The sequence below is a fragment of the Streptomyces sp. NPDC030222 genome, assembly GCF_055573115.1.
The window spans coordinates 40,644-64,156 of sequence record NZ_JBVICA010000015.1 but is presented as its reverse complement, the minus strand read 5'-3'; the positions used below and the strand labels follow the sequence as shown (position 1 = coordinate 64,156).

Genomic DNA, 23,513 nt, shown 5'->3' with positions numbered 1-23,513 from the left:
TCCCCCGTTCACCGTGCCGCCCGGCACTCGTCTGCGCAGGCGTCCACGTCGGTGCTTGCGTCCCCGGCAGCGGCGTCCGTTCCCGTGTCGGCATGGAAGCTCGTGCCTGGTCCGGCCGCCGTGCGGGCGCTGGTGACCGCGCCGACGCCCTTGCGCGTACCCGTGCCGCCGTGGGTTCCGGTGCTGGTCCCGGCACTTGGCCCCGTCGTGGGTGGCGTGCCCCTATCCGTGCCCGTGCCGAGCAGGAGGCGCAGCACCGGTAGTACGGCGTCGGCCCGGCGCTCGTCCGGACTGGTGGCGAATCCCGGTGCCGGGGCTCCGGCGGCCGTTCTCCCGGTCGGGCCGACGGCCCCCGCGGTGCCCCGCCGGGCCAGTTCGCCGAGCGTGCGGCGCACCCCCGGATCGAATGCCGAGAAGGTCCGGCGGAGCAGCGGAAGCACGTCGGTGAACGCCTCCGGCGCGACTCCGGTGAGCCATGAGTCGAGCAGGCCGAGCAGCCGCTCGTCGTGGACGAGGAGCAAGCCTCCTCCGGAGGCGCCGCCGAAGAAACCCTCGATCCACGCGGCGGCGTCGGCCGGAGCGGTGCCGGGCGACAGGGCGAGTCCCATCAACCGCGCGGCATCGGCCTCGGCGAGCCGGCCGTCGTCGAGGGAGAGCCGGGCGGCCCGTCCGCGGATCACCGCGGCGACGGCCTCGCGTTCGGCGAGCCGGTCGAGGACGGACTGCCAGCGTTCGCGCGGTCCGCCGTCCCTGACCTCGGCCAGGAGCCCGACCGCCTGGTGGACGGCGTCCAGGTGCTCGCGCATGCCGGCCGCTCCGTCGGCGTCCAGTCCGGTGCAGGCGGGCGGGAAGCCGACGCAGATCCGCTCGGCGAGACCACAGGCGACTTCGGCGAGGGCGCGGGTGTCGGTGCCGCGGACGTCCCCGTAGCGCAGGGTGCGGGCGAGAGCGGGCAGTGCCTGGGCGAGGTGGGCCACGTCGGAGTCGAGGGCGGCCCGGTCGGCGAGCGCCCCCATCACGACGGGGAGCGCGTCGGAGAGCCCCGCGGGCAGGCAGCGCTCCGCCAGCGCCGTCACCTCGGCGAGCGAGCCGGCCGCCGTCGCGTCGGCCTCGGCCTTGGCGGTGGCGGCGCCGAGCACGGTGGTGCCCCACACGCCGGCCTCGGCGATCCGGACGGACAGTTCGGGTTCCCAGCGCAGCCGCCAGGTCTCCCGGAAGGTGCCCGTGCTGCTCCGGGCGGCGGCCGGCTCGCCCCAGTCGATGCCGAGGAGCCTCAGGCGGTGCAGCAGACGGCTCCGGGAGGCGTCCAGTTCCTTGCGGAGGTCCAGTTCCAGTTCGCGCTCCAGGGCCTCCGGCTTGAGGCGCAGGCTGCGCTGGATGCGGGTGAGGTCGCGCTGGAGGGGGACAACCGGCGCGCCGTCGGGCACTTCGCCGAGGACGTCTCCGACCACCAGCCGGTCACGGATCAGGTCGAGGGGCACGTCGGAGCCGTCGCACATGACGGCCCGTACCGCGTCGGTCGTCTCGGAGAGGCCGGGCAGGGGCCGGCCCCGTACGGCGGCAAGGGTTCCGGCGAGCCTGACCGCCTCGATGACGTGCGCGGAGGAGACGAACCGGTCCTCGTCCCGGAGCAGTCCGGCGACCTTGGTCATCCAGCGTTCGACGGGCCGGTCGGGCGCGCCGAACAGATGGCCGTACCAGCCGGGCGAGTCGATGCCCGCACCGTAGCCGCTGTGGCGGGCGAGCCTGCGGTGCGTCCAGGGCACCCAGGTCGTCTCGGTCCTGGCCTTCGGGAGTCCCCTGAGCGCCGCCCGGTCGGCGGTGACCGTGGACTTCTCGGCGAGGGCCGGAGCGTGCCAGGCACCGCAGACGACGGCGATGTCGTCGCCCGACTCCTTGCGTGCAGCCCTGATCTGCAGACGCATATGGGCCTCGCGGATCAGGTCCCGGCGGTGGCCGCCGTGCCCGAACTCGTGGCGGAGGGCCGTCATGGCCTCGGCGAGAGCGGTGAACGGGGCGAACGGATCGGCGGTTCCCACAGGGTCGTGGCGGTGCTCGACCACGTCCTCCCACCAGCGCTCGGGGTCGTCGTATCCGGCGGCGCGGGCGAGTTCGGCGACCGGGTCGACCCGCAGCCCGTCGTTCCCGTCCCCGTGGCGGTCCTCACCGACGTTCTCGGCGGTGTTCTCGCGGGTGTCCTCGTCGGCGTCCCGTCCCGTATGCCCGGCGGCGTCCGGGTCCGGGTCGGTCCCGTCGGCCCCGGCCTCCACCCGGGCGGCGAGGGCGAGCGAGTGGGCGGCCGGCAGATCGATGAACCGTACGGGTACGCCGTGTTCCTGGGCCCAGCGGATCGCGACCCACTCCGGGGAGAACTCGGCGAAGGGCCAGAACACCGCCCGCCCCGGATCGTCCACTACGTGCGCGAGCAGCGCGACCGGCGGCCGCATGTGCTCGTCCGCGACGAGCGGTAGCAGGGCGTCGCCCTCCGGAGGGCCCTCCACCAGCACCGCGCGGGGCCGGACGGCGTCGAGCGCGGCGCGGACGGCACGGGCCGAGCCCGGCCCGTGGTGACGCACGCCGAGAAGCCACGGTCCGGTCCCGGCGGTCGGGCCGCCCTGGGCGCTGCGGCCCCGCGTCCCGTCGCCCCGTGGGGAGGCCGGGGACGGCGGCTGGGCCCCCGGTGCGGTCGGCGTCGTCACGCGGAGACCTCCCGGCACGCGCGGTAGAAATCCTTCCAGCCGTCGCGCTCCCGCACCACCGTCTCCAGGTACTCCTGCCAGACGACCTGGTCGGCAGCGGGATCGCGGACGACCGCGCCGAGTATGCCCGCCGCGACGTCGCCGGGGCGCAGCACACCGTCACCGAAGTGGGCGGCGAGAGCCAGGCCGTTGGTGACGACGGAGATCGCCTCGGCGGTGGAGAGCGTCCCCGAAGGGGACTTGACCTTCACGCGGCCGTCCGCGGTGACGCCGCCGCGCAGTTCACGGAAGACGGTGACCACCCGGCGGATCTCGTCGATACCGTCGGGGCCGGCCGGCAGGTCGAGCGAGCGTCCGATCTGCTCGACGCGGCGCGCCACGATGTCGACCTCGTCCTCGGCGGTGGCGGGCAGCGGCAGGACGACCGTGTTGAAGCGGCGGCGCAGGGCGCTGGACAGGTCGTTGACCCCACGGTCCCGGTCGTTCGCCGTGGCGATCAGGTTGAAGCCGCGGACCGCCTGCACCTCCTGGCCCAGCTCGGGCACGGGCAGGGTCTTCTCGGACAGGATGGTGATGAGGGAGTCCTGCACATCCGCGGGGATGCGGGTGAGTTCCTCGATGCGCGCCGTCATGCCCTCGGACATGGCGCGCATGACCGGGCTGGGCACGAGGGCGCCGCGACTGGGCCCGTGGGCGAGCAACTGCGCGTAGTTCCAGCCGTACCGGATCGCTTCCTCCGGTGTGCCTGCCGTGCCCTGGACGAGCAGGGTGGAGTCCCCGCTCACGGCTGCCGCGAGGTGTTCGGAGACCCATGTCTTGGCGGTACCGGGCACGCCGAGGAGCAGCAGCGCGCGGTCGGTTGCGAGCGTGGTGACGGCGACCTCGATGATGCGGCGGGGCCCGACGTACTTCGGTGTGACGACCGTGCCGTCGGGCAGGGTGCCGCCGAGCAGGTACGTCGCCACGGCCCACGGCGACAGCCGCCAGCGGGCCGGCCGCGGCCGGTCGTCCGCCGCGGCCAGCGCCTGGAGTTCGTGCGCGAAGGCGACCTCGGCGTGCGGCCGCAGGACGTCGCCGTCCGCCGGTCCGGTGGTCGCCGGACGGTTCTCGGGTACGGTCATGGGTCCCCCTCCACATCTCCCGGACCGATGTCCCGGGTCTGGTGACCACGGTGCACCACACCACTGACAACCGGCCGTTCCCGCAGGCGGAAGGCGGTACCGGCGGTCGAGACGTTTCCCGGAGCTCAGGAAGTTCCTCGGAGCCGAGGAAGTTCCCCGGGTCGGAGGGTCGGAGGGTCGGTGGGGGCCGCGGGGTCAGGGGACGACGGGCGAGATCGCCACACAGCCGCCCGCAGTGACGAGTCCCTCGCCCTTCTGCTCGGCGATCGTCCTGCCCTTGTACGTGATCCTGCAGCCGACCTCGGCGCCACCGGCGTCCACGGCGATCGGGAGCACGGACGGCGGTATCAGTCCGCGGAGGGTGACGGTCTTCTTCCACGGCAGGGCGGGCTTGGTGACCGTCTCCGTCTTCGGTTCGGTGGCGGTGCCACCGCCGGCGGCGAACTGGATCTCGTCGACGCCCTTCCCGGAGACCTCGTACGTGACCTGGTACGTCTGGTCGACCGTCTTGTCGACCTCGTCGACGGCCTGCTTCCCGGCTGCCTCGCGCTGGGCCTCCGTACACCCGGCGAGGCCGAACGCCAGGCCTGCGACGGCGAACACGGCGGCGGCGGCACGGGCCGCACGCGCCACACGGGCGCGGCGCACCGGGCGGACAGGGCCGACTGAAAGGTTCATGTGGATTCCCCCGGGAGTTGCGTGTGTCGGACGGACTGTCCCGTACCCCACCGCACAACAGGACACGGGTCAAACGGGAACGGATGCCCGAGGAAGGACCTCGCAGAAGCGCTGCCGATTGTCAGTGGCGGCCCGTACGGTCGCAGACATGAGTGAACCGGGGGTGCGCTGGACGGCCGAGCAGGTGCTGGCTCTGGCTCCTGACGCTGCGTCACGCAAGGCGGGAACCAGGCTGGGCATTGCCGGGCCCTGGTCGGAGACGGGATGCGCCACCGCTCCGGGATCGGTGTGGGGCCTGTGCAAGGGAAGCGGCAGCAAGCCGTACCGGACGGTGGTCGACACGGCCGACCTCGCCTTCACCTGCACCTGTCCGAGCAGGAAGTTCCCGTGCAAGCACGCCCTGGGACTGCTGCTGCTCCAGGCGGGCGACCAGCAGGCGGTCCAGGAGGGCACACCGCCCGACTGGGTGGCCCAGTGGCTCGACGGGCGGCGGTCCCGCGCGCAGCAGAAGGCCGGCGGACCGTCCGCGGGGCCCGCGGATCCCGAGGCGGCGCGCCGACGGGCCGAGCGCCGTGCTGAACGGATCACCGCGGGCGCCACGGAACTGGAGCAGCGGCTCGCCGACCTGATCCGTGGCGGACTCGCCTCCGCCGACCAGGGCGGTTACGCGCAGTGGGAGGAGACGGCCGCGCGCATGGTCGACGCCCAGGCACCCGGACTCGCCGCCCGTGTGCGGGAACTGGGGACGATCCCGGCTTCCGGGCCCGGCTGGCCGGTGCGGCTGCTGGAGGAGTGCGCGCTGCTGCACCTCCTGGACCGGGCGTGGCTGGGCCGCGACGGGCTGCCGGACGACCTCGCCGCCACGGTCCGCACCAGGGTCGGGCTGCCCATGTCCCCCGAGGGCCCGCCGGTCCGCGACTCCTGGCTGGTCCTCGCGCAGTACGACACGACCGACGGCAAGCTGATCACCCGCCGCACATGGCTGTACGGGCGGGCGTCGCACAGGACCTGTCTGGTGCTGGACTTCGGCACGGCGGGCCGGACCCCGTCCCTGGCCCTCCCCGTCGGTGCGGAGATCGATGCCGAGCTCACGGCGTATCCGGGCGGGGGCCGGCTGCGTGCCGCCCTGGGCGAACAGTTCGGTACGTCCGCGGTCACGGCGGGGCCGCCGCCGGGCGGCGGCACCCTCCGGGCCGTCGAGGCGTACGGCAGGGCGTTGCAGGACGATCCCTGGCTGGAGGCCTGGCCGGTGACACTGAGCGCCGTGGTCCCGATACCGTCGGGCGAGGGCTGGCAACTGGCCGACGCCGAAGGGGACTCGGCCCTTCCGGTCACGGCGGCGGCACAGTCCCGGCCCGGACTGTGGCGGCTCGTCGCCCTCTCGGGCGGTGGTCCCGTGACGGTCTTCGGTGAATGCGGCCACCGAGGGTTCAGTCCCCTGGCAGCCTGGTCCGCCGAGAGCACCGAGACCGTTCCGCTCGTCTGAGGTACGGCGGCCTCGACTGCGTCCTTCCGTGTTCACCACCCCGTACGACCTTTGGTACGTCTTGCTGGAGGCTCGATGACTCTGTTGACCGGCACCACCCCGACCGTCGCGTGCGACCCGACGTGGGACGAACTCGTGACCTCCGCCCTCCTCGGCACCGACCGCCGCAGCCCGTCACCGGGCGCTCCGGCAGCCGGAAAGGACCTCCCCGGGGTGCTGCTGGACGCCGCCGTCCTGCACACCGTGCGGCGCAGGGCGGGCCTGCTCCCGGCCCCCGCCGCGGCCCGGCCCGCGCCCGCCCCCCACGACCCGCGGCCGGCACTGCCGGACGCCGCGCGCCGCCGGCTCTCGCTGCTGCTGGCCGACCGCTCCGCGGCGGCGTCCGGCGGGGGCCGTCGCGGCACGGCGCCCGATCTGACGGAACTGCTGCCGCAATGGCTCACCGCGGCCGTCGCACGGGGGTACCGGGCGCCGGAGGAGCTGCTGCCGGGGCTGCTCGACGCCGCTCGTGCCCGCACCGACCTGCGCGGACCGGCACTGGCCTTCGCCGGCCCCCGCGCCGCCTGGCTGGCCCGGCTGAACCCTGAATGGAAGTTCACGCTGCGCGGCGGCTCGGGCGGCGGGGCCCTCCCGGACTCCCGGGACACGGACGCGGTGAACCGGCTGTGGGAGGAGGGGCTGTTCGCCGAGCGGGTCGCCCTGCTCGCCTCGGTCCGGGCCGCCGATCCGGACGCCGCCCGCAGCCTGCTCGCCGGCACCTGGCCCACCGAACGGGCCGAGGACCGGCTGATGTTCCTCGATTCGCTGCGCACCGGGCTGTCGGGGGCGGACGAGCCGTTCCTCGAGCAGGCGCTGGCCGACCGGAGCCGCAACGTACGGGCCGTCGCCGCCGAACTCCTCTCGTGCCTGCCGGAGTCCGCACTCGCCGCCAGGATGGCGCGGCGGGCGGCGACATGCGTCGCCCTGGACCGCACCGGGGGTTCCGCGCTGATCGCCGTCGAGGCACCGCACGAGTGCGACGCGGAGATGCAGCGTGACGGAGTGGTCGCGAAGGCCCCGGCCGGACGGGGTGAACGGTCTTGGTGGCTGGGGCAGTTGGTCGAATCCGCCCCGCTGGACCACTGGTCCGCCGCACTGGGCGGTCACACCCCGGAGGAGATCATCACGATGCCGGTCGCCGACGGCTGGGACGACGAGCTGCATGCCGCCTGGTGCCGGGCCGCCGTGCGCCAGCGTGACGCGGCATGGTCGCGGGCTCTGCTCGGCCCGCCCACGACCCCGCCGGACCACGGGCCCGGCACGATCTCACTGGCCGAGCGTGCGGAGCTGCTCGCCACCCTCCCGGTGGACGAGCGGTCGCTGTGGGTGGCGCGGTTCATCGCCGCGCACGGGCTGTCCGAAGCGTTCCAGCTGCTCGGTGTGTGTCCGGTGCCCTGGGCGGAACCGCTCGGCCGTGCCGTGGTGGACGCCCTGGAGATCGCACGGGACGGCGGCAGCTACCCGTGGAGTTTCAGCGGGGTCATGGGACTGGCGGAGCGCTGCCTGGACCCCGCGGAGGCCGGACGTCTGGAGGTCCTGACCGCTGTCCCGGACGAGCCCGAGGGCGCCTCCCCCGGTTCCGGCGGGTACTGGTCCGAGGCTTTCCAGCGGCTGGTCGGCACGCTCCGCCTGCGGGCCGCCATGCTCGCCGAGCTCACGCCCGGGGATGCCGGCCCCTCCGGAACCGCATAGCCGTCCGGGCCGACGGATCAGGCGTCGGCCGACTGGCGGACGTTCGCGTTGACCCACTCCACGATTGACGTCGTCGTGGCACCTGGGGTGAAGATCTCCGCGACGCCCTTCGCCTTGAGCGGCGGGATGTCCTCGTCGGGAATGATGCCGCCGCCGAAGACCTTGATGTCCTCGGCGTCGCGTTCCTTCAGCAGCTCCAGCACCTTCGCGAAGAGGGTGTTGTGCGCACCGGAGAGGATGGACAGGCCGATCGCGTCGGCGTCCTCCTGGATGGCGGTGTCCACGATCTGCTCGGGCGTCTGGTGGAGCCCGGTGTAGATGACCTCCATACCGGCGTCCCGCAGCGCCCGCGCGATGACCTTGGCCCCGCGATCGTGCCCGTCGAGACCCGGCTTCGCGACGACCACGCGGATCGGACCGGTCACACCCATCACTGCCTCCACATGCATCCCCCGAGCCCGGCCGGCCGGGGAGTGAACGAACGTTACCCACAGCATCCCGCAACCCGCAGTTTCGCGGTGGACCGGGAGGGGGAAATCACACGTGGGACATCGTTCGTTTTCCTTCGTACCCCGCACCCGGCGGCTCATCCGCCCCGTCCGGGACACGATCGCAAGGGGAGCCGCTACGAGGTGGCCGCACCACCGCGCCGTCAGCCGCGCGGCACGGCGGTGCGGCCCGTCGGTGTACACAGGCCAGGGCTTCACGGGCGTCGGCACACCCATGTGCCACACACGCCTTCACAGGCACCATCCGTCACACGCCTCCCTGCCCGCGTCGACCGACCCTCCGCCCCGGCCCCCACGGGGGCACACGGGGCAGGGCCGGCCTCCGCGTGCGGTTCGGGAGGTCGGCCATGAAGGTTCTTCCCATCCCTCCGGTGGTGCACCTCGTCCGGACATCGGTCGTGCTGCTGAGGGTGACGGCGCTCGATCTCGCCATCCTCATCGCGCACCTGCTGCTCTACCCCTCGGGGATCGCGCCCGAGCGGCGCAGCCCCGTCCCGGGACCCGACACAGCACAGCTGCCGGCCGCGGGCCGCGGCGAACCGCCGGTGATCCTGCTGCACGGCTTCATCGACAACCGCTCGGTGTTCGTCGTACTCCGGCGCTCCCTCGCCCGGCACGGCCGACGCCGTCTGGAGTCCCTCAACTACTCACCGCTGACGTGCGACATCCGTGCCGCGGCCGATCTCCTCGGTCGGCATGTCGACGAGATCTGCGCCCGCACGGGCCACCACGAAGTGGACATAGTCGGGCACAGTCTCGGCGGGCTGATCGCGCGCTACTACGTACAGCGCCTCGGCGGTGACCACCGGGTGCGGACCCTGGTGACGCTCGGGTCCCCGCACGGGGGCACGTTGGCGGCGCACGCCATGAGCGCCCACCCCATCGTGCGCCAAATGCGCCCCGGCTCGGACATCATCGAGGAACTGCGCCGGCCCGCACCGGGCTGCCGCACCCGCTTCATCTGCTTCTGGTCCGATTTCGACCACGTGATGATCCCCGCCGAAACAGCACGGATCGACCATCCCGATCTGAGCGCGGAGAACATCCTCGTCTCCGGAATCGGCCATCTGGCCATGCCCGTTCACCCGTCCGTCGCGGCCGGGGTGCGCCGGGCGCTCGACGAAGCGGAACCGACGACCGGAACCGACGACGAGGCGTCGGTTGCCTGATCCCGAGGACCGGCGCCGGACGCCCGGCACCGGTATCCGGAGGCAACCATCAGTCGAACAGATGTCGAACGTAAGGCCAAGCTCAGCCCCGCAGTTCGGCAAAAGGCGTTCGAATGCCCGTTTCCTGAATCTCCGAAACCCTCCGAAGATTGTCGCCGTCGCGTACCGCCGGGTACAGTCGCGCCACTGCGTTTCCTCCGGGACCCCCGACGGTCCGTGTCGGCCCTCCCGGAAACTGGTCCTGCTGCCGAGGCGAGAGAGAAGTTGGTGAACGACCAGCACGCCCACGCCGGGTACGTCGGATACGACGGTCACCTCTCAGGCGGCTTCGACACCGACCCGCTCTTCGGCGCCATGCCCGGCGGCTACGAAACGGGCCACAGTGGCCAGTACGACACCACCGCCTGGAACGACACCTCCCAGCAGTACGCGGGCTACGGCACCGCCTACGACACCACGCAGTACGGCACGCAGTACGACACGACCGGGACCTGGACCGACCCCGGCCAGAACCCCGGCGTCACCATCCCCGGCCAGGCCACCGGCGAGTCCTACGACACCACCGGGCAGTGGGATGCCAACGCCTGGAACCAGTCGGGGCAGTTCGACACCTCGGCCTACGGCTACGACACCGGCGCCCAGTGGACCGTCCCGGCATACGGAACGGCCGAAACCGGCACCTATGACGCCACCGCCTGGAACTCCGCCGAGGCCACGGACGCGGCCGCCGACTACACCGCGGTCTACGCGCCTGTCGACGAGGACGACCACACCGCCTCCCACGACGGCACACACGACGCGAACGGCGCGTACGGCCCAGATGGCGCGTACCAGGACACCGACGCCGACGGATACGACGGCGAGGCCTACGCGGACGCCGATGCCTACGAGGGCGACGAGTACGAGGGCGACGAGTACGAGAGCGACGAGTACGACGCGGCCAGCTACGACGAAGACGAGCAGGACGACGGCTTCGAGCAGGGGGCCGAGGACTGCCACGACGCGGCCGACGAACCGGACTTCACGCCCGTCCCCCAGGCCCGTCAGGCCGCTTCCCGCGGCGCCCGCAGGCCCGCCGGCCGCGGCAGGCGCCGCACTCCCGCGAAGCGTTCGGCGCTGCTCACCGTGGCCGTCCCGTCCGCCTGCGTGATGGGCGTCGCCGGTATCGCGGCCGCCTCCGTCGGAGGCCTCGCCGGCGAGGACAAGGACGCCGGCACCACGACCCTGGCGGCCCCGGACACGGCCGTCAAACCCATGGCAGCCAACAGCCAGCTCGACACCCAGCTCGCCAACCTCAGCGCCGAGGCACGGGACTTCGGCGACCGCGCCGGCCGCACCCAGGAGCGCATCGACCTCAAGGAGCGCCAGGAGGCCGAGAAGAAGCGCAAGATCGAGGAGGCCAAGCGCAAGGAAGCGCTGCGCCCCAAGTTCGCGCTCCCGGTCAGCCAGCACGGCCTGAGCGCCTACTACGGCCAGGCCGGCGTCAACTGGATGTCGATGCACACGGGCATCGACTTCCCCGTCGCCTACGGAACGCCGGTGATGGCGGCGACGGACGGCACCGTCCGTACGCAGTGGAACAGCGCCTACGGCAACATGGCCATCGTGACGTCCCCGGACGGCACCGAGACCTGGTACTGCCACCTCAGCACCACCAAGCTGCGGACCGGCAAGGTCAAGGCGGGCGATGTCATCGCCTTTTCGGGCAACTCCGGCAACTCCACCGGCCCGCACCTGCACTTCGAGGTCCGGCCCGCAGGCGGTGCCTCCGTCAACCCGCTGAACTGGCTGCGCAGCCACGGCCTCGACCCGACGTAGCGCAGAGGGCCGAGCCCCTCGGCCCTGATCTCCGTCCTGGTCCTCGACCAGCCGCCCGGCCTCGGAAAACGGGGACCTTCCCGCCTGTCCTCGGCCCGCCCGTCCTCGACCGTCCGTCCTCCGCCTGTGCGCCCGATGCGCCCCGGGCGGGGTGACCCCGCCCGGTGGTTTCCTGCCTCCTACCCGGTGCTTCCTACAGCTTCTCGACCGGCGCGTAGCGCAGCAGCAGCACCTTCGGCCGGTCGTCTCCGAAGTCGACCGTGGCCTTCGTCTTGTCCCCGGCGCCCTCCATCGCGATGACGGTGCCGAGCCCGAACTGGTCGTGCGACACGCGGTCCCCCACCGACAGGGCGACCACCGGCTTGTCCCCCACCCCGCGCCCGGTCGCGAACCCCGAGGGCCCTGACCGGGCCCTCGACGCCGACAGCGACGACACCAGGGAGGACGCGGCGCCCGATGCGGATCCCGCCGCACCGGCACGGCCCATGGGGACGGCCGCAGGCTGGCCGCCCTTGCGCTTCCAGGTCACATGGCGCTCCGGGATCTCCTCCAGGAACCGCGACGGCGGGTTGTAGGCGGGCTGGCCCCAGGCGCTGCGCAGCGACGACCGGGTCAGATAGAGCCGCTCGCGGGCGCGGGTGATACCCACGTACGCCAGGCGCCGCTCCTCCTCCAGCTCCTTGACCTGTCCGAGGGCACGCATGTGCGGGAACACGCCGTCCTCCATGCCGGTCAGGAACACCACGGGGAACTCGAGCCCCTTGGCGGTATGCAGCGTCATAAGGGTGATGACACCGGAGCCGTCCTCGTCCTCGTCGGGGATCTGGTCGGAGTCCGCGACAAGTGCGACCTGCTCCAGGAACTCGGCCAGGCCGCCTGGTCCCGTCTGCTCACCGCGCTCCTGCTCGAACTCCAGGGCGACGGCGGCGAGTTCCTGGAGGTTCTCGATCCGGGTCTCGTCCTGGGGGTCGGTGGACGCCTGGAGCTCCGCGAGGTAGCCGGTCCTTTCGAGGACGGCCTCGAGGACGGTGGCCGGCCCGGCACCCGACTCGACGACCGTGCGCAGCTCCTCCATCAGCACGTTGAAGCGCTTGACGGCGTTGGTGGAGCGTGCAGCCATGCCGTACGCCTCGTCGACCCGGCGCAGCGCCTGCGGGAAGGTGATCCGCTCCCGGGAGGCCAGGGCGTCGATCATGGCTTCGGCTCGCTCGCCGATGCCGCGCTTGGGCACGTTCAGGATGCGGCGCAGCGGGACGTTGTCCTCGGGGTTGGCGAGGACGCGCAGGTAGGCGAGGACGTCCCGGACCTCCTTGCGCTCGTAGAAGCGCACTCCGCCGACGACCTTGTAGGGCAGGCCGACCCGGATGAAGATCTCCTCGAACACCCGGGACTGGGCGTTGGTGCGGTAGAACACGGCGACGTCACCCGCCTTGGCGTCGCCCGCGTCGGTGAGGCGGTCGATCTCGTCGGCGACGAACTGCGCCTCGTCGTGCTCGGTGTCCGCGACGTATCCGGTGATCCGGGCGCCCTCGCCGGCATCGGTCCACAGGTTCTTGGGACGGCGGTTCTCGTTGCGCTCGATCACCGCGTTGGCCGCGGAAAGGATCGTCTGCGTGGAGCGGTAGTTCTGCTCCAGCAGGATCGTCGTCGCGTCCGGGTAGTCCTCCTCGAACTGGAGGATGTTGCGGATGGTGGCGCCGCGGAAGGCGTAGATCGACTGGTCGGCGTCACCGACCACGCACAGCTCGGCCGGGTGCAGGTCCTCGCCCGAGGGACCGACGAGCTCCCGGACCAGGGTGTACTGGGCGTGGTTGGTGTCCTGGTACTCGTCGACGAGGACGTGCCGGAACCGCCGCCGGTAGTGCTCGGCGACGTCGGGGAACGCCTGGAGCAGGTGGACGGTCGTCATGATGATGTCGTCGAAGTCGAGCGCGTTGGCCTCACGCAGCCTCGACTGGTACATCCGGTAGGCCTCGGCGAGCGTCTTCTCGAAACCGTCGGCGGCCTGGTCGGCGAAGGCCTCCTCGTCGATCAGCTCGTTCTTCAGGTTCGAGATCTTCGCGCTGAACGACTTCGGCGGATAGCGCTTGGGGTCGAGGTCCAGGTCGCGGCAGACCAGCGACATCAGCCGCTTGGAGTCGGCCGCGTCGTAGATCGAGAACGACGACGTGAAGCCCAGCTTCTTGGACTCGCGGCGCAGGATGCGGACGCAGGCGCTGTGGAAGGTGGACACCCACATGGCGTTGGCGCGCGGGCCGACGAGCTGCTCGACGCGCTCCTTCATCTCGCCCGCGGCCTTGTTGGTGAAGGTGATCGCGAGGATCTGGCCGGGGTGGACACCGCGGGTGGCGAGCAGATGGGCGATCCGGTGGGTGAGTACCCGGGTCTTGCCGGAGCCGGCGCCGGCCACGATGAGCAGCGGGGAACCGGAATGCGCGACCGCGGCACGCTGCTGTTCGTTCAGCCCCTCGAGCAGCGCCGCCGGGTCGACGACCGGGCGGGGGGCACCGTCGCGGTAGTAGGCGTCCCGGGCCGGAGGCACGTCGAACGCACCCTCGAACAGGTCGTGCGGCACCTCTTCGGAGGGCGCGCCGTCCTCGGGCGGCGGCGGGTGCTCCTCCTCGTGGGGCTGGAGGTCCGCCAGGAAGCTGTCGTCAAAGAGGCTGCTCATCGCGATACGAGTCTAGGCCGCCGCACTGACAGGCCGGGCCGCATCGGGGAACCCCGGGGCCCGGCGGACTGTGATCTCCCGCAAGCGGCTCGCTCGTGCCGGGCCGCTCAGGTCCAGAGGACGGCGATGAAGATGTTGGCGACGGTCAGTCCGCCGACGGCGCCGAACAGGGCCTTGTCGACGGTCTCCTCGTCCCGCTTGACGTACACCAGCCCGAGGATGACCACTAGGAGGGCGAGCTTGATGCCGACCTTGAGGTTGTTCACCGGCTGGCCGTCGGCTTCGTTGAGCCCCACCAGGGCCACGCCGGTGATCAGCATGGTCAGGGCGCCGTGGAGCATCGCGGGCGTGAAACGCGCGGTGCCCGCACCCATCGCCTTCATCTGGGTCAGGAACCCACCGAGAAGAGCGGCGATGCCGATGATGTGGAGACCGACGAAGACATTGATGAGTACGTCCATGGGGCGGAGCCTAATCGGGGCCATAGCAGCCCCCGTCGGTGAGGTGACCCTCATCCGCGGCATCGGTCACACATCCATCACCGATGCGGCCCGACCGTCGGCCGCACGGTCACAACCGGTCGTCGACTCGCCGGAAACAGCCACTATGCGTCAGTACGTCACCGTCCTGTGACCTCCGGTCTAGCGTCCTCCTCCAGGCGACCGACGCTCCCCACCGCCGACCCGCAACCGGGCGGCAGTCGGCGCCCCCGCCGAGACCCGGCGGCAGGCCGTTTCCCCTGTGCGGTCGGCCGCCGGGTTCGGCAGGAGACGGACGGATCCGCACACGGGCGGCTCCCGCACCGGCCTGCCACACCAGGAAGGACGTGGACGCCCCCGTGGCCGCGCACCGCAAGCCCAGGCAGCACCCGCTCTGCGGCTCCGCCGCTCGCACCGCCTTCACCCTCGCCCTCGCCGGGGCCGCGACCGCCACCGCCTTCGACGGCCCGGCACACGCGGAGCCCCGCCTGAGCCCCGCCCAGGTCAAGGCGAAGATCGACAGGCTGTACCACGAGGCGGAGATCGCCACGGAGCAGTACAACGGCGTGAAGGAGCAAGCGGACGCCACGTCGGACTCCCTGGAGGCCCTACGCGACGAGGCCGCCCGCCGGACGGAACGGCTCAACACCGCACGCAACTCCCTCGGATCGTTCGCCGCCGCCCAATACCGCACCGGCGCAGTCGATCCCACCCTGCAGCTCGCCCTGTCCTCGGACCCGGACCGGTTCCTGCAGCGGGCCGCGATCGCCGACCACGCCGGCGAACGACAGGCCACCGCCGTCGCCGGCTTACGGAAGGAACTCGCCGGGGTCCGGCAGCTGCGGGCCACCGCGGACCGGCGCATGGCCACGCTGAAGGAACAGCAGGCGAAACTGCGGAAGCAGAAGGCCCTCGTGCAGAGCAAGCTCAGGGCGGCGGAGCGCCTGCTCGTCACGCTCAGCGCCCCCGACCGGGCCGCCTACGCACGGACGGAGAACCACGGCGACGTCACCGCGCGGACCGCCACGGAGGCGGCAGCGGCACGCGCCGGCCGCGGTGCACCGCGCGTCTCCGTCCCTGCCCCCAGCCCGCGCGCCGCGCAGGCCGTCTCGTACGCCTACGGGGCACTCGGCAAGCCCTACGTGTGGGGTGCCAGCGGTCCCGCCGCGTTCGACTGCTCGGGGCTGACCCAGGCCGCCTGGCGCTCCGCCGGGGTGTCGCTGCCCCGCACCACCTACACCCAGATCAACGCGGGCAGCCGTATCGCCCGGGACCGGCTCGCCCCCGGTGACCTGGTGTTCTTCTATTCGGGCATCACCCATGTGGGGCTCTACATCGGCGACGGCAAGATGATCCACGCACCGCGTCCGGGGGCCCCGGTGCGGATCGCCCCGATCGATCAGATGCCGTTCGCCGGCGCGACCCGGCCCGTGTAGGGCTCTGCGCCCCGGCCCTGTGGGCCGATCTGTTCGGTCAGCCAGCGGAAGACGCCCGGCAGGGCCCTGCGCCACACGCCGGTGCTGTGGCCGCCGTGGGTCTGCAGCACGTCCACGGTGGTGGGGGACTTCGCCGCCTGCTTCAGCGCCTGTCCGTCGTCGAGACCGTCCCCGGGTTCACCCGTGATCAGCAGTGCGGTCCGCGGAGGAGCGGCCGCGTGCCGGAGGATCCACAGGGGATTGTTCTCACGGCGCAGCTTCGGGTCCTTGGCGGTGATCGACGTGTGTTCCCCGGCCGGGTCGTTGTAGCCGGACAGGCCGACGCCCGCGCGGTAGCGGTCGGGGTGGGCGAGGGCCAGTTTGGCGGCGCAGTGGGCGCCCGCGGAGAAACCGGCCACGGCCCAGCCGTCGGCGTCGGGCGCCGCCCGGAAGTTGTCGATCACCATCTTGCGTACGTCGACGCTGATCCAGCTGTCCGCGTTGACCTTGCCCGGCACGTTGGCGCAGCCGGTGTCCGCGTCGGCGAGCAGGGTGGTGCGGGGCGAGACGATGATGAACGGCTCGACCTCGCCGCTCTCCATGAGCGGCGTCAGCCGCTGGGTCGCCTTGAGCGTGCCGAACCACGTCTTGGCGGAGCCGGGGTAGCCAGGCAGCACCTCCACGACGGGGAACTTCCGGCCCTTGTACGCCGGGTCGTCGTACTGCGGTGGCAGCCAGACGTAGACCTCGCCCTCGACCCCGGAGATCCTCCCGGTGAGCTTGGTGCGGCGCAGGCCCTCGCCGAGACTCTCGTCCTGGACCTGCTCGAACTTCTGCAGCACCTTCGGCTCGGTGTGGATGTTGCGGCGCCCTGTCCCGTCGTGCCCGAGGTCCGGCGCCGCGACCACATGGCCGCCGGTGCCGAGGAGGTCGTCCCAGTCGTCGTAGAGGTTGTTGCTGTTGTTGACCGCGACAAAGACCACGACGATGGCGGTCACCTGCGCGAACAGCACCATGAGCAGCCGCGCCGCGCCCCGTACGAGCAGAGGGCCGCGGACACGGCTCCACGCAGCGAACGGCAGCAGCACGGCGGCCACGGTCAGACAGACCGCGGTCACGAAGAAGGGGGTCCCCGTCAGGCTCATCACTCTGGATCAGAGTCCGGCCGGGGCGCCGGGGTTGCCCTCCTTCCGCACGGTTTACGTCACATCAGGCGCGGACAGCCGCCCGTCAACCGGTCTCATACGAGGCGGCGCGCCGTGGCCCAGCGGGTCAGCTCGTGCCGGTTCGACAGCTGCAGCTTCCTGAGCACCGCGGAGACATGGGACTCGACCGTCTTCACGGAGATGAACAGCTGCTTGGCGATCTCCTTGTAGGCGTATCCACGGGCGATGAGGCGAAGTACCTCCCGCTCGCGCTGGGTGAGCCGGTCCAGGTCCTCGTCGACGGGGGCCGCATCGGTCGAGGCGAACGCGTCCAGGACGAACCCGGCCAGCCGGGGGGAGAACACCGCATCGCCGTCCGCGACCCGGAAGATCGCGGACACCAGATCGGTGCCAGTGATCGTCTTGGTGACATAGCCCCGGGCACCACCCCGGATGACCCCGATGACGTCCTCGGCCGCGTCCGACACGGACAGCGCGAGGAACCGCACGGGGCTCTCGGCGTCCGTCATCAGCGGCTGGCAGCGGCGCAGCACCTCGACGCCGCCGCCACCGGGGAGGTGCACGTCCAGCAGGACAACCTTCGGCCGCGTGGCGGTGATGACGGTGACGGCCTGGTCGACGTCCGCTGCCTCGCCGACCACCTCCACCCCTGTCCGCTCGGTCTGCCCGATCTCCGCCTGCACGCCCGTGCGGAACATCCGGTGGTCGTCGACGAGCACGACCCGTACCCGGCGTCCGGTCTCCGCGCTCTGTCCCTCGTTGCCTGCCGGCCCGGCGTGCTCGCTCATTCGTCCTGCCTCTCCATCTCCAGCTCGACCTCCGTGCCCCCGTCGGGCACCGAACGCAGCTTCGCGGTCCCCCCGTTGCGCTGCATCCGGCCGATGATCGACTCTCGTACGCCCATCCGGTCGTCCGGCACCGCGTCCGGGTCGAAACCGGGCCCACGGTCCCGCACCGAGACGAATACCTTCCGGCCCTCCACCTCGGCATAGACCTGGACGGGTCCCCCCTCGCCACCGTACTTGGCGGCATTGACCATTGCCTCGCGTGCGGCCTGCATCTGCGCCACCAGCTTCTCGTCAAGGGGACAGTCGCCGACGACCACCACTTCTATCGGCACCCCGTGTTTGTCCTCGACCTCGGCCGCGTGGCGCCTCACAGCGTCGGCCAGGGTGCCCGGCCCGTCCTCGTCGTCGTCACCGCCCGTGCCTTCCGGCCGGTACAGCCAGGCGCGCAGCTCCCGCTCCTGGGCCCGGGCGAGCCGTCTGACCTGGCTCGCATCGTCGGCGTTCCGTTGTATCAGCGTCAGGGTGTGCAGCACCGAGTCGTGGACGTGGGCGGCCACCTCGGCCCTTTCCTGGGCACGGATGCGCATCAGACGCTCCTGGGACAGGTCCTGCGTCATCCGCACGAGATATGGACCGGCGAGCAGCGCTATCCCGGCGACCACGGTGAGGGCGGCGGTCAGCACATTGCCCAGCTGGGCGGCGGAACCGCGCACCACCATGAACGCCGTCAGACCGACGCCGACCAGGGCAACGCCCGCGAGACCGCGGGCCAGCGGCAGCAGCCTGCTCCTCCGGCCGGCCGCCGTCCACCGGGCCCGGCGGGCGTTGTCCGCCTGCCGCCAGACCAGCACGACCCCCGCGCCGGTCATCAGCAGCGGCCAGACATAAGGACTGGCGGCGCCGCCCAGGTCGACATTGCTCACGAAGACGAGCGCGCCGATGATCAAGGCGATCAGGGCGACGACCTGGCCCTTGTCGGGCCTGCGAAGTCTGCGTCGGCCGTCGGCCGCCGTCTCGAACGCCGAGCGCGGGCCGGCCGTGCCTCCCACACCAAGCGGCACGACAAACCAGAACACGGCATACAGCAGTGCCCCCAGGCCCTCGACGAGCAGCAGGGCGAGGAACACCAGCCGCACCCATGACACGGGCACTCCGAGATGCCCTGCGAGACCGCGCGCCACACCGCCGACCATCCGCCCCTCGGCGCTCCGGTAGAGCTTGCGGAGGGGTGCGTCGTCGGTCTCGGGCAGGCGTGCGGCAACGGGCATGTCACCGATGGTCACACGCCACTGCGGATGAGGACATCAGGGTCCGCCCCCTAGGCATCCCTGATCCCTCCCGACGTGCACGACGATTCTCCCCACGCATACGGCGAACTCCGGCCGACGCATGCGGCGGCCCCCTCCCGGCTCGTGCGGCCGCGGCGGCGGACGGTCCACCCTGCTCGCGGCGGTCCGGGCGCCGCGGTCCGGAACCCGGCCCCCCGGACCGACTCCTCCGACTCCCACCAACCCGTCGCCCCGACTGCCCCCACCGCCCTCACCGACCTCACTGACCTCACCGACCTCACCGACCTCACCGACTCGACCGACCCCGAGGGGGCGATATCAGGGTCCGGCCAGGGTCACCGGCGCTCCCCTCGCGCCCTGCGGCCCGTCACCATGGACGTATGACAGCACCGCACGTCGCTCCCCCGGCGCCCGACGCCGTTCATCCGCCACCGCAGCTGCGCCGCAGCCGACGGCACCGGGTGATCGGCGGCGTGTGCGGCGGCCTCGGCAGGTACTGCGACATCGACCCCGTGATCTTCCGCGTGTGCGTGGGTGCCCTGACGGTCACCGCCGGCATAGGCCTGATCTTCTACGGCTTCGCGTGGCTGCTCGTCCCGTCCGAGGACGAGGAGGAGAACGAGGCACGCAAGCTGCTGACGGGTCGGGTGGAAGGACCGACGCTGATAGCGGTCCTCATGGCCCTGGCAGGGTGCGGGCTGTTCCTGTCGATGATCGGCAACGGTCCCGTGCTGGTCTTCGCCGTCCTGCTGTCGCTCGCGCTCACCGGCGCGGCGGTCTGGTCGCAGCGCCGCAGTCTGGCCGTGCCGGAGAGCCTCTCGGAGAGCGGGGCGACGCATACGGCGGCGGCCGGCGCGGTGCCTCCGGCATCGGGGCACGAGGCCGCACCGCCCGAGACGACAGCGCCACCCGCCCCGGACACGCCGTCGTGGTGGCGGTATCCGATCATCAAGGACGGTACGACGGGGCCGGTGGCATCCGGATACATGTGGGGGCCCGCCGACGGGGCCGTCGTGGAAGCGGTGTCCGCCCCGATGAGGCTGTCCGTGGATTACGTCCCCGACCGGCCCCACGGCGTCCCGGAACCACGGGCTCACCGCTCGATCGGCGGTGTGGTCTTCCTGCTGGCGCTGCTGGCGGGCGGCCTGGGCACCGGCCTGAGCCGGTCCGGCCAGCCGATCGGTACGAGTCTGCAGATCGGCCTGGTGTGCGCGCTCGGCGTGCTCGGACTGGGTCTGCTGATCAGCTCGCTGCTCGGGCGCACCGGGTTCGGGACCGTCCTGATGGCGTTCGTCACGGCGATGCTGCTGGCGGGTGCGACCGCGCTGCCGAAGAACATCTCCTCGGAATGGATACGGACGCAGTGGCGGCCCGAGTCGGTGGCGGCCGTGCGGCCGCACTACGACCTGGGTACCGGTGTCGGCACCCTCGATCTGGCGGGACTCGCCGTTCCGGCCGGGCAGACGGTCAGCACCGGGGCCGACGTCGGGGCCGGTCGGCTGACGGTCGTCGTGCCGAAGAACGTGACGGTGAAATTGACCGCCCAGGTGGGGGTGGGGGACATCAGACTGCCCGGTGAAGGAGACGAGGACGTGAACGTGGGGCCGGACCAGCAACTGAGCAGAACGCTCACCCCGCCGCAGGGCACCGTGCCGACCGGAACGGTCGAGCTGGACCTCCAAGTCGGCGTCGGACAGGCGGTGGTGGCCCGTGCTGCGTCATGAGCTCCGGCCGGGACGGCTCATCGCGGGGCTGATGTTCCTCATCACGACCGTCACCTATGCCGGAGACGCGAGCGGTGACTGGCACACGCCCTGGTACACGGCGATACCGCTGGTCTTCGGCGGCCTTGGTCTCGCCGCATTCGCCGGCTGCCTGGACTACGCCCTGCGCCGACGGCGCCGCTCGGAGAGCATCGCGTCGACGGAGGGTGCGGCGGCACCGGCGAGTACGAGCGGCAGCCAGGCCATCAAGTAGGCCAGGTCGTTCCCGTAGTAGTAGGGATCGGTCCGCCAGCTGACGGTCAGCCAGAGACTCAGCGAGATCAGTGCTCCGCCGAGGGCGGCGAGCCGCCCGAAGATTCCGAGCAGGGTGCCGACGCCCACGGCGAGCTCGCCGAAGGCAATGGCGCGGCCGGAGTTCACGGGGTTCTTGAGCGCGAGGTCGACCATGGCGGGGATCGCAGAGCTGTTACGGACACCGTTCATCACCTCACCGATGGAGCCGGGTCCCTGGGCTGCGAGAAAGGCGGGGTCGGTGAGCTTGTCGAGACCGGCGTAGATGAACGTGACGCCGAGGAAGATCCTCAGCGGGAGCAGTGCGTTCCGGCGGGCGGTCGCCTTCCAGCCGCGTTCGCTGGTAGCGCCGATGCCGGCCGAGGAGTCCGCCCGATGCCCATGAGCCATGTCCCGATCCCGCCTCTCCGCTGGACCCGCGCCTCGGCGCGCCGCGCCGACAGAATTCTCCCCGGCGCCCCTCACCGTCAATACGTTTGCCGATTCATTCCGGCTCAACCGGAATCCCGCCCGCACGGCGGACACCCCTGCCAGGATGAGGCTCTCCCACGTGCGTGGGCGGATAAACGGAACGACTCGCGGGCGGTAGCCGCGGGCCGCACCGGAGCAGGCGGGCGGCAGCCGTGGGGGGCAGGACCGGACCGCGCGGGATGCTCCTATGGGGACTTGCCCTTCATCCGCCGCGTCTTGCGGTCCGGCCGGTCCACGTCGACGACGGCGACCCCGGCGGTCAGCACCCGGGCGAGCTCGGCGCCGTAGGCGCCGGTGCCCTCCACACCCACCGCTACCAGCGTGCCGTGTGAGCGCATCCAGTCCAACAGGTCCCGGTATCCCCGGATGGTGGCGGGGAACTCCCGGTCGGCCAGGTGCCGGCCCACCACGTCGATCACGGCCGCGTGGTGGGTCAGGCCGTGGGTGTCGACTCCGCCGGTGATCTGCGGGCCGTCGTGCGTCATGCTGGTCATGTCCGTCCTTGTGGCGTGTCCGTTCCGAGGGCGGCACGCGCCGGTCGGGCGGGTGGACAAGACAGTGACGGGGCTTCTGGACCAAGCTCCCATAAGGCCACAAACGCCCGTCCGGCCGCGTGCGTGGTGACGCACGGCGAGCCGACAAATCCCGAACAGGACAGTCGAGATGTCAGTCAGTCGGAGGGTCAGACCCACCCGCAGCGTCACCACGACACATCCTCACTGTCAGTCGACGACGTGGATGGTGCAGCGGTTGGTCTCGACGCCCGCGGCCGTCACGACCTGCACATCGACCGTGCCGGGTTCGACGTCCGCCGGGAGCGGCACGGTCAGGACCGTGTCCGACGGGTTGGCGAATCCGCCGGGCACCGGGACCAGCGGCACATGCACCTGGACGGAGCCGATGCGCACCACCGTGCGGGCCAGCGCGCCCGGCGTGCCCGCCCCGGGCGGCACGAATCCGATGCCGCGGATCTCGATGTCGTCGCCGGTGCGGACCGGCGCGTCGAGGTCTCCGGGCTCCCTGGCCCGGACGACCGAGAGGATCACCGGACGGCCCCCCTCCGCGAGTTTGGCCGCGGCATAGGTCACCGTGGACAAGACGACCAGCAGCACGAGCCCCCACGGCAGGTCCGGCAACTGCGTCGGCCGGCGCGTCAGATCGACCAGTGCGACCACCACGGCAACCCCGCTCGCGAGCACGTACTGCGTATCGGTGAGGCTTCCGCGCCCCGCGTCGTCGGTGACCACGTCGGCGGCGCGCGGCCGGTCGGCGTGCAGCTTCTGCAGACGACGCGTCATGACCCGGACGAGGACGACACGCCGGACCGAGACCGCCACGATGCCCGTCAGGGCGAGCAGCGTCAGCAGTCCGGCGCCGTGCGCCGGGCCGAGTCCCGAGAGCAGTGCGTCCCTGGCCGCCCGGCCGGGTGCGAGCGCCAGTTGGCCGGCGAGGAACAGCACCGAGAACACGGCCAGCAGCATCCACAGGAAGGCGACCGTACGGGAGGTGGACATCCGGTTGTCGTCCCCGACGAGGGAGGTGAGCAGCCCGCCCCGCTCGCGGTGGAGCCGTGCTGCACCCGTGAGCATGCCCGCTGTGACGAGAGCGGCCAGCAGCCCGGCGGTGCGGGTGGCGGTCCAGCCCGTACCGATCGCGGTGACCGCCTGTACGAGCAGCAAAAGGACGACCGCTCCCCACACCGCGGCGAGCGTGGTCCACCAGACGCGCCGGGGCCGGCCGAGGCCCGCACGGCGGGTCTCCTCGGCCACACGGCGCGCCGACTGGGCCAGTTCGTCGGAGACCCACTGCCGGGATGCTCCTGCCGAGTGCGCGACGGCCGCGGGCACCCCCTGTCCCGCGGCGAGTTCGTCCCGCAGGGAGACGAACGCCGCGACCGCCCTCCGGTGTCCGTCGCGCGCACCGTGCACGCATTCACCGCATTGCCGTGCTTCTTGGACCGCCACGTGAACCGCCGCCCTTCCCGTCCACCCGAGTGAACCCCCATGGG

At 71.9% G+C, this 23,513-nt stretch carries 18 protein-coding genes; 6 read left to right on the top strand and 12 right to left on the bottom strand.

Annotated features, from left to right (window positions below):
• Positions 1-8 precede the first annotated feature (8 nt).
• From ACZ4Z5_RS21725 to ACZ4Z5_RS21715, 3 genes are all read right to left on the bottom strand, one after another.
• Positions 9-2,576, bottom strand: coding sequence for a DUF5682 family protein (locus tag ACZ4Z5_RS21725; protein ID WP_468265373.1), 2,568 nt, complete (start codon positions 2,574-2,576; stop codon positions 9-11).
• Between the two features lie 119 nt (positions 2,577-2,695).
• Positions 2,696-3,820: an ATP-binding protein gene (locus ACZ4Z5_RS21720; RefSeq protein WP_468265153.1), complete on the bottom strand. Its 1,125-nt coding sequence runs from the start codon at positions 3,818-3,820 to the stop codon at positions 2,696-2,698.
• A 195-nt stretch (positions 3,821-4,015) separates the two neighbouring features.
• Positions 4,016-4,498: a hypothetical protein gene (locus ACZ4Z5_RS21715; RefSeq protein ID WP_468265151.1), complete on the bottom strand. Its 483-nt coding sequence runs from the start codon at positions 4,496-4,498 to the stop codon at positions 4,016-4,018.
• A gap of 148 nt (positions 4,499-4,646) precedes the next feature.
• Here ACZ4Z5_RS21715 and ACZ4Z5_RS21710 point away from each other — a divergent pair, with 148 nt between their 5' ends.
• Both ACZ4Z5_RS21710 and ACZ4Z5_RS21705 read left to right on the top strand, forming a co-directional pair.
• Positions 4,647-5,984 carry an SWIM zinc finger family protein gene (locus ACZ4Z5_RS21710; protein WP_468265149.1) on the top strand — a complete coding sequence of 446 codons (1,338 nt, stop codon included), beginning with the start codon at positions 4,647-4,649 and terminating at the stop codon, positions 5,982-5,984.
• A 75-nt stretch (positions 5,985-6,059) separates the two neighbouring features.
• The gene (locus ACZ4Z5_RS21705) at positions 6,060-7,715 is read left to right on the top strand and encodes a DUF5691 domain-containing protein (RefSeq protein ID WP_468265147.1); all 1,656 of its coding nucleotides are present in this window, start codon (positions 6,060-6,062) and stop codon (positions 7,713-7,715) included.
• A gap of 17 nt (positions 7,716-7,732) precedes the next feature.
• On the opposite strand, the gene ACZ4Z5_RS21700 is transcribed toward ACZ4Z5_RS21705, so the two are convergent.
• Positions 7,733-8,146: a cobalamin B12-binding domain-containing protein gene (locus ACZ4Z5_RS21700; RefSeq protein ID WP_468265145.1), complete on the bottom strand. Its 414-nt coding sequence runs from the start codon at positions 8,144-8,146 to the stop codon at positions 7,733-7,735.
• 425 nt (positions 8,147-8,571) lie between these two features.
• Between ACZ4Z5_RS21700 and ACZ4Z5_RS21695 the strand changes: the two genes are divergently transcribed.
• Both ACZ4Z5_RS21695 and ACZ4Z5_RS21690 read left to right on the top strand, forming a co-directional pair.
• Entirely contained in the window at positions 8,572-9,393 is an 822-nt protein-coding gene (locus ACZ4Z5_RS21695; RefSeq protein WP_468265143.1) for an alpha/beta hydrolase, read from the top strand.
• A 267-nt stretch (positions 9,394-9,660) separates the two neighbouring features.
• On the top strand, positions 9,661-11,211 hold the full coding sequence (locus ACZ4Z5_RS21690; RefSeq protein ID WP_468265141.1) for a M23 family metallopeptidase: 1,551 nt from the start codon (positions 9,661-9,663) through the stop codon (positions 11,209-11,211).
• Between the two features lie 193 nt (positions 11,212-11,404).
• On the opposite strand, the gene pcrA is transcribed toward ACZ4Z5_RS21690, so the two are convergent.
• Both pcrA and ACZ4Z5_RS21680 read right to left on the bottom strand, forming a co-directional pair.
• Positions 11,405-13,882 (bottom strand): DNA helicase PcrA, encoded by a 2,478-nt coding sequence (pcrA, locus tag ACZ4Z5_RS21685; RefSeq protein ID WP_468265139.1) that lies wholly within the window; start codon positions 13,880-13,882, stop codon positions 11,405-11,407.
• A 107-nt stretch (positions 13,883-13,989) separates the two neighbouring features.
• Positions 13,990-14,343, bottom strand: coding sequence for a hypothetical protein (locus tag ACZ4Z5_RS21680; RefSeq protein ID WP_468265137.1), 354 nt, complete (start codon positions 14,341-14,343; stop codon positions 13,990-13,992).
• Between the two features lie 377 nt (positions 14,344-14,720).
• Here ACZ4Z5_RS21680 and ACZ4Z5_RS21675 point away from each other — a divergent pair, with 377 nt between their 5' ends.
• Positions 14,721-15,797, top strand: coding sequence for a C40 family peptidase (locus tag ACZ4Z5_RS21675; RefSeq protein ID WP_468265371.1), 1,077 nt, complete (start codon positions 14,721-14,723; stop codon positions 15,795-15,797).
• Here ACZ4Z5_RS21675 and ACZ4Z5_RS21670 read toward each other — a convergent pair.
• The 3 genes from ACZ4Z5_RS21670 to ACZ4Z5_RS21660 form a co-directional block, all read right to left on the bottom strand.
• A complete protein-coding gene (locus tag ACZ4Z5_RS21670) occupies positions 15,761-16,921 on the bottom strand; it encodes an alpha/beta hydrolase (RefSeq protein ID WP_468265135.1) in 1,161 nt (386 codons plus the stop codon). The two genes, ACZ4Z5_RS21675 and ACZ4Z5_RS21670, sit on opposite strands and share 37 nt — an antisense overlap.
• A 95-nt stretch (positions 16,922-17,016) precedes the next feature.
• Complete coding sequence (locus tag ACZ4Z5_RS21665; protein ID WP_468265133.1) at positions 17,017-17,730, bottom strand: LuxR C-terminal-related transcriptional regulator; 714 nt, start codon at positions 17,728-17,730, stop codon at positions 17,017-17,019.
• On the bottom strand, positions 17,727-18,998 hold the full coding sequence (locus tag ACZ4Z5_RS21660) for a PspC domain-containing protein (protein WP_468265131.1): 1,272 nt from the start codon (positions 18,996-18,998) through the stop codon (positions 17,727-17,729). Before ACZ4Z5_RS21660 ends, ACZ4Z5_RS21665 begins: the two co-directional genes overlap by 4 nt.
• 401 nt (positions 18,999-19,399) lie before the next feature.
• Here ACZ4Z5_RS21660 and ACZ4Z5_RS21655 point away from each other — a divergent pair, with 401 nt between their 5' ends.
• A complete protein-coding gene (locus ACZ4Z5_RS21655) occupies positions 19,400-20,743 on the top strand; it encodes a PspC domain-containing protein (protein ID WP_468265129.1) in 1,344 nt (447 codons plus the stop codon).
• Positions 20,744-20,899: 156 nt separating this feature from the next.
• Here ACZ4Z5_RS21655 and ACZ4Z5_RS21650 read toward each other — a convergent pair whose 3' ends face one another.
• From ACZ4Z5_RS21650 to ACZ4Z5_RS21640, 3 genes are all read right to left on the bottom strand, one after another.
• Positions 20,900-21,424, bottom strand: coding sequence for a DoxX family protein (locus ACZ4Z5_RS21650; protein WP_468265127.1), 525 nt, complete (start codon positions 21,422-21,424; stop codon positions 20,900-20,902).
• Between the two features lie 266 nt (positions 21,425-21,690).
• Entirely contained in the window at positions 21,691-21,999 is a 309-nt protein-coding gene (locus ACZ4Z5_RS21645) for an IS110 family transposase (RefSeq protein WP_468265125.1), read from the bottom strand.
• 228 nt (positions 22,000-22,227) lie between these two features.
• A complete protein-coding gene (locus ACZ4Z5_RS21640) occupies positions 22,228-23,469 on the bottom strand; it encodes a hypothetical protein (protein ID WP_468265123.1) in 1,242 nt (413 codons plus the stop codon).
• Positions 23,470-23,513 lie beyond the last annotated feature (44 nt).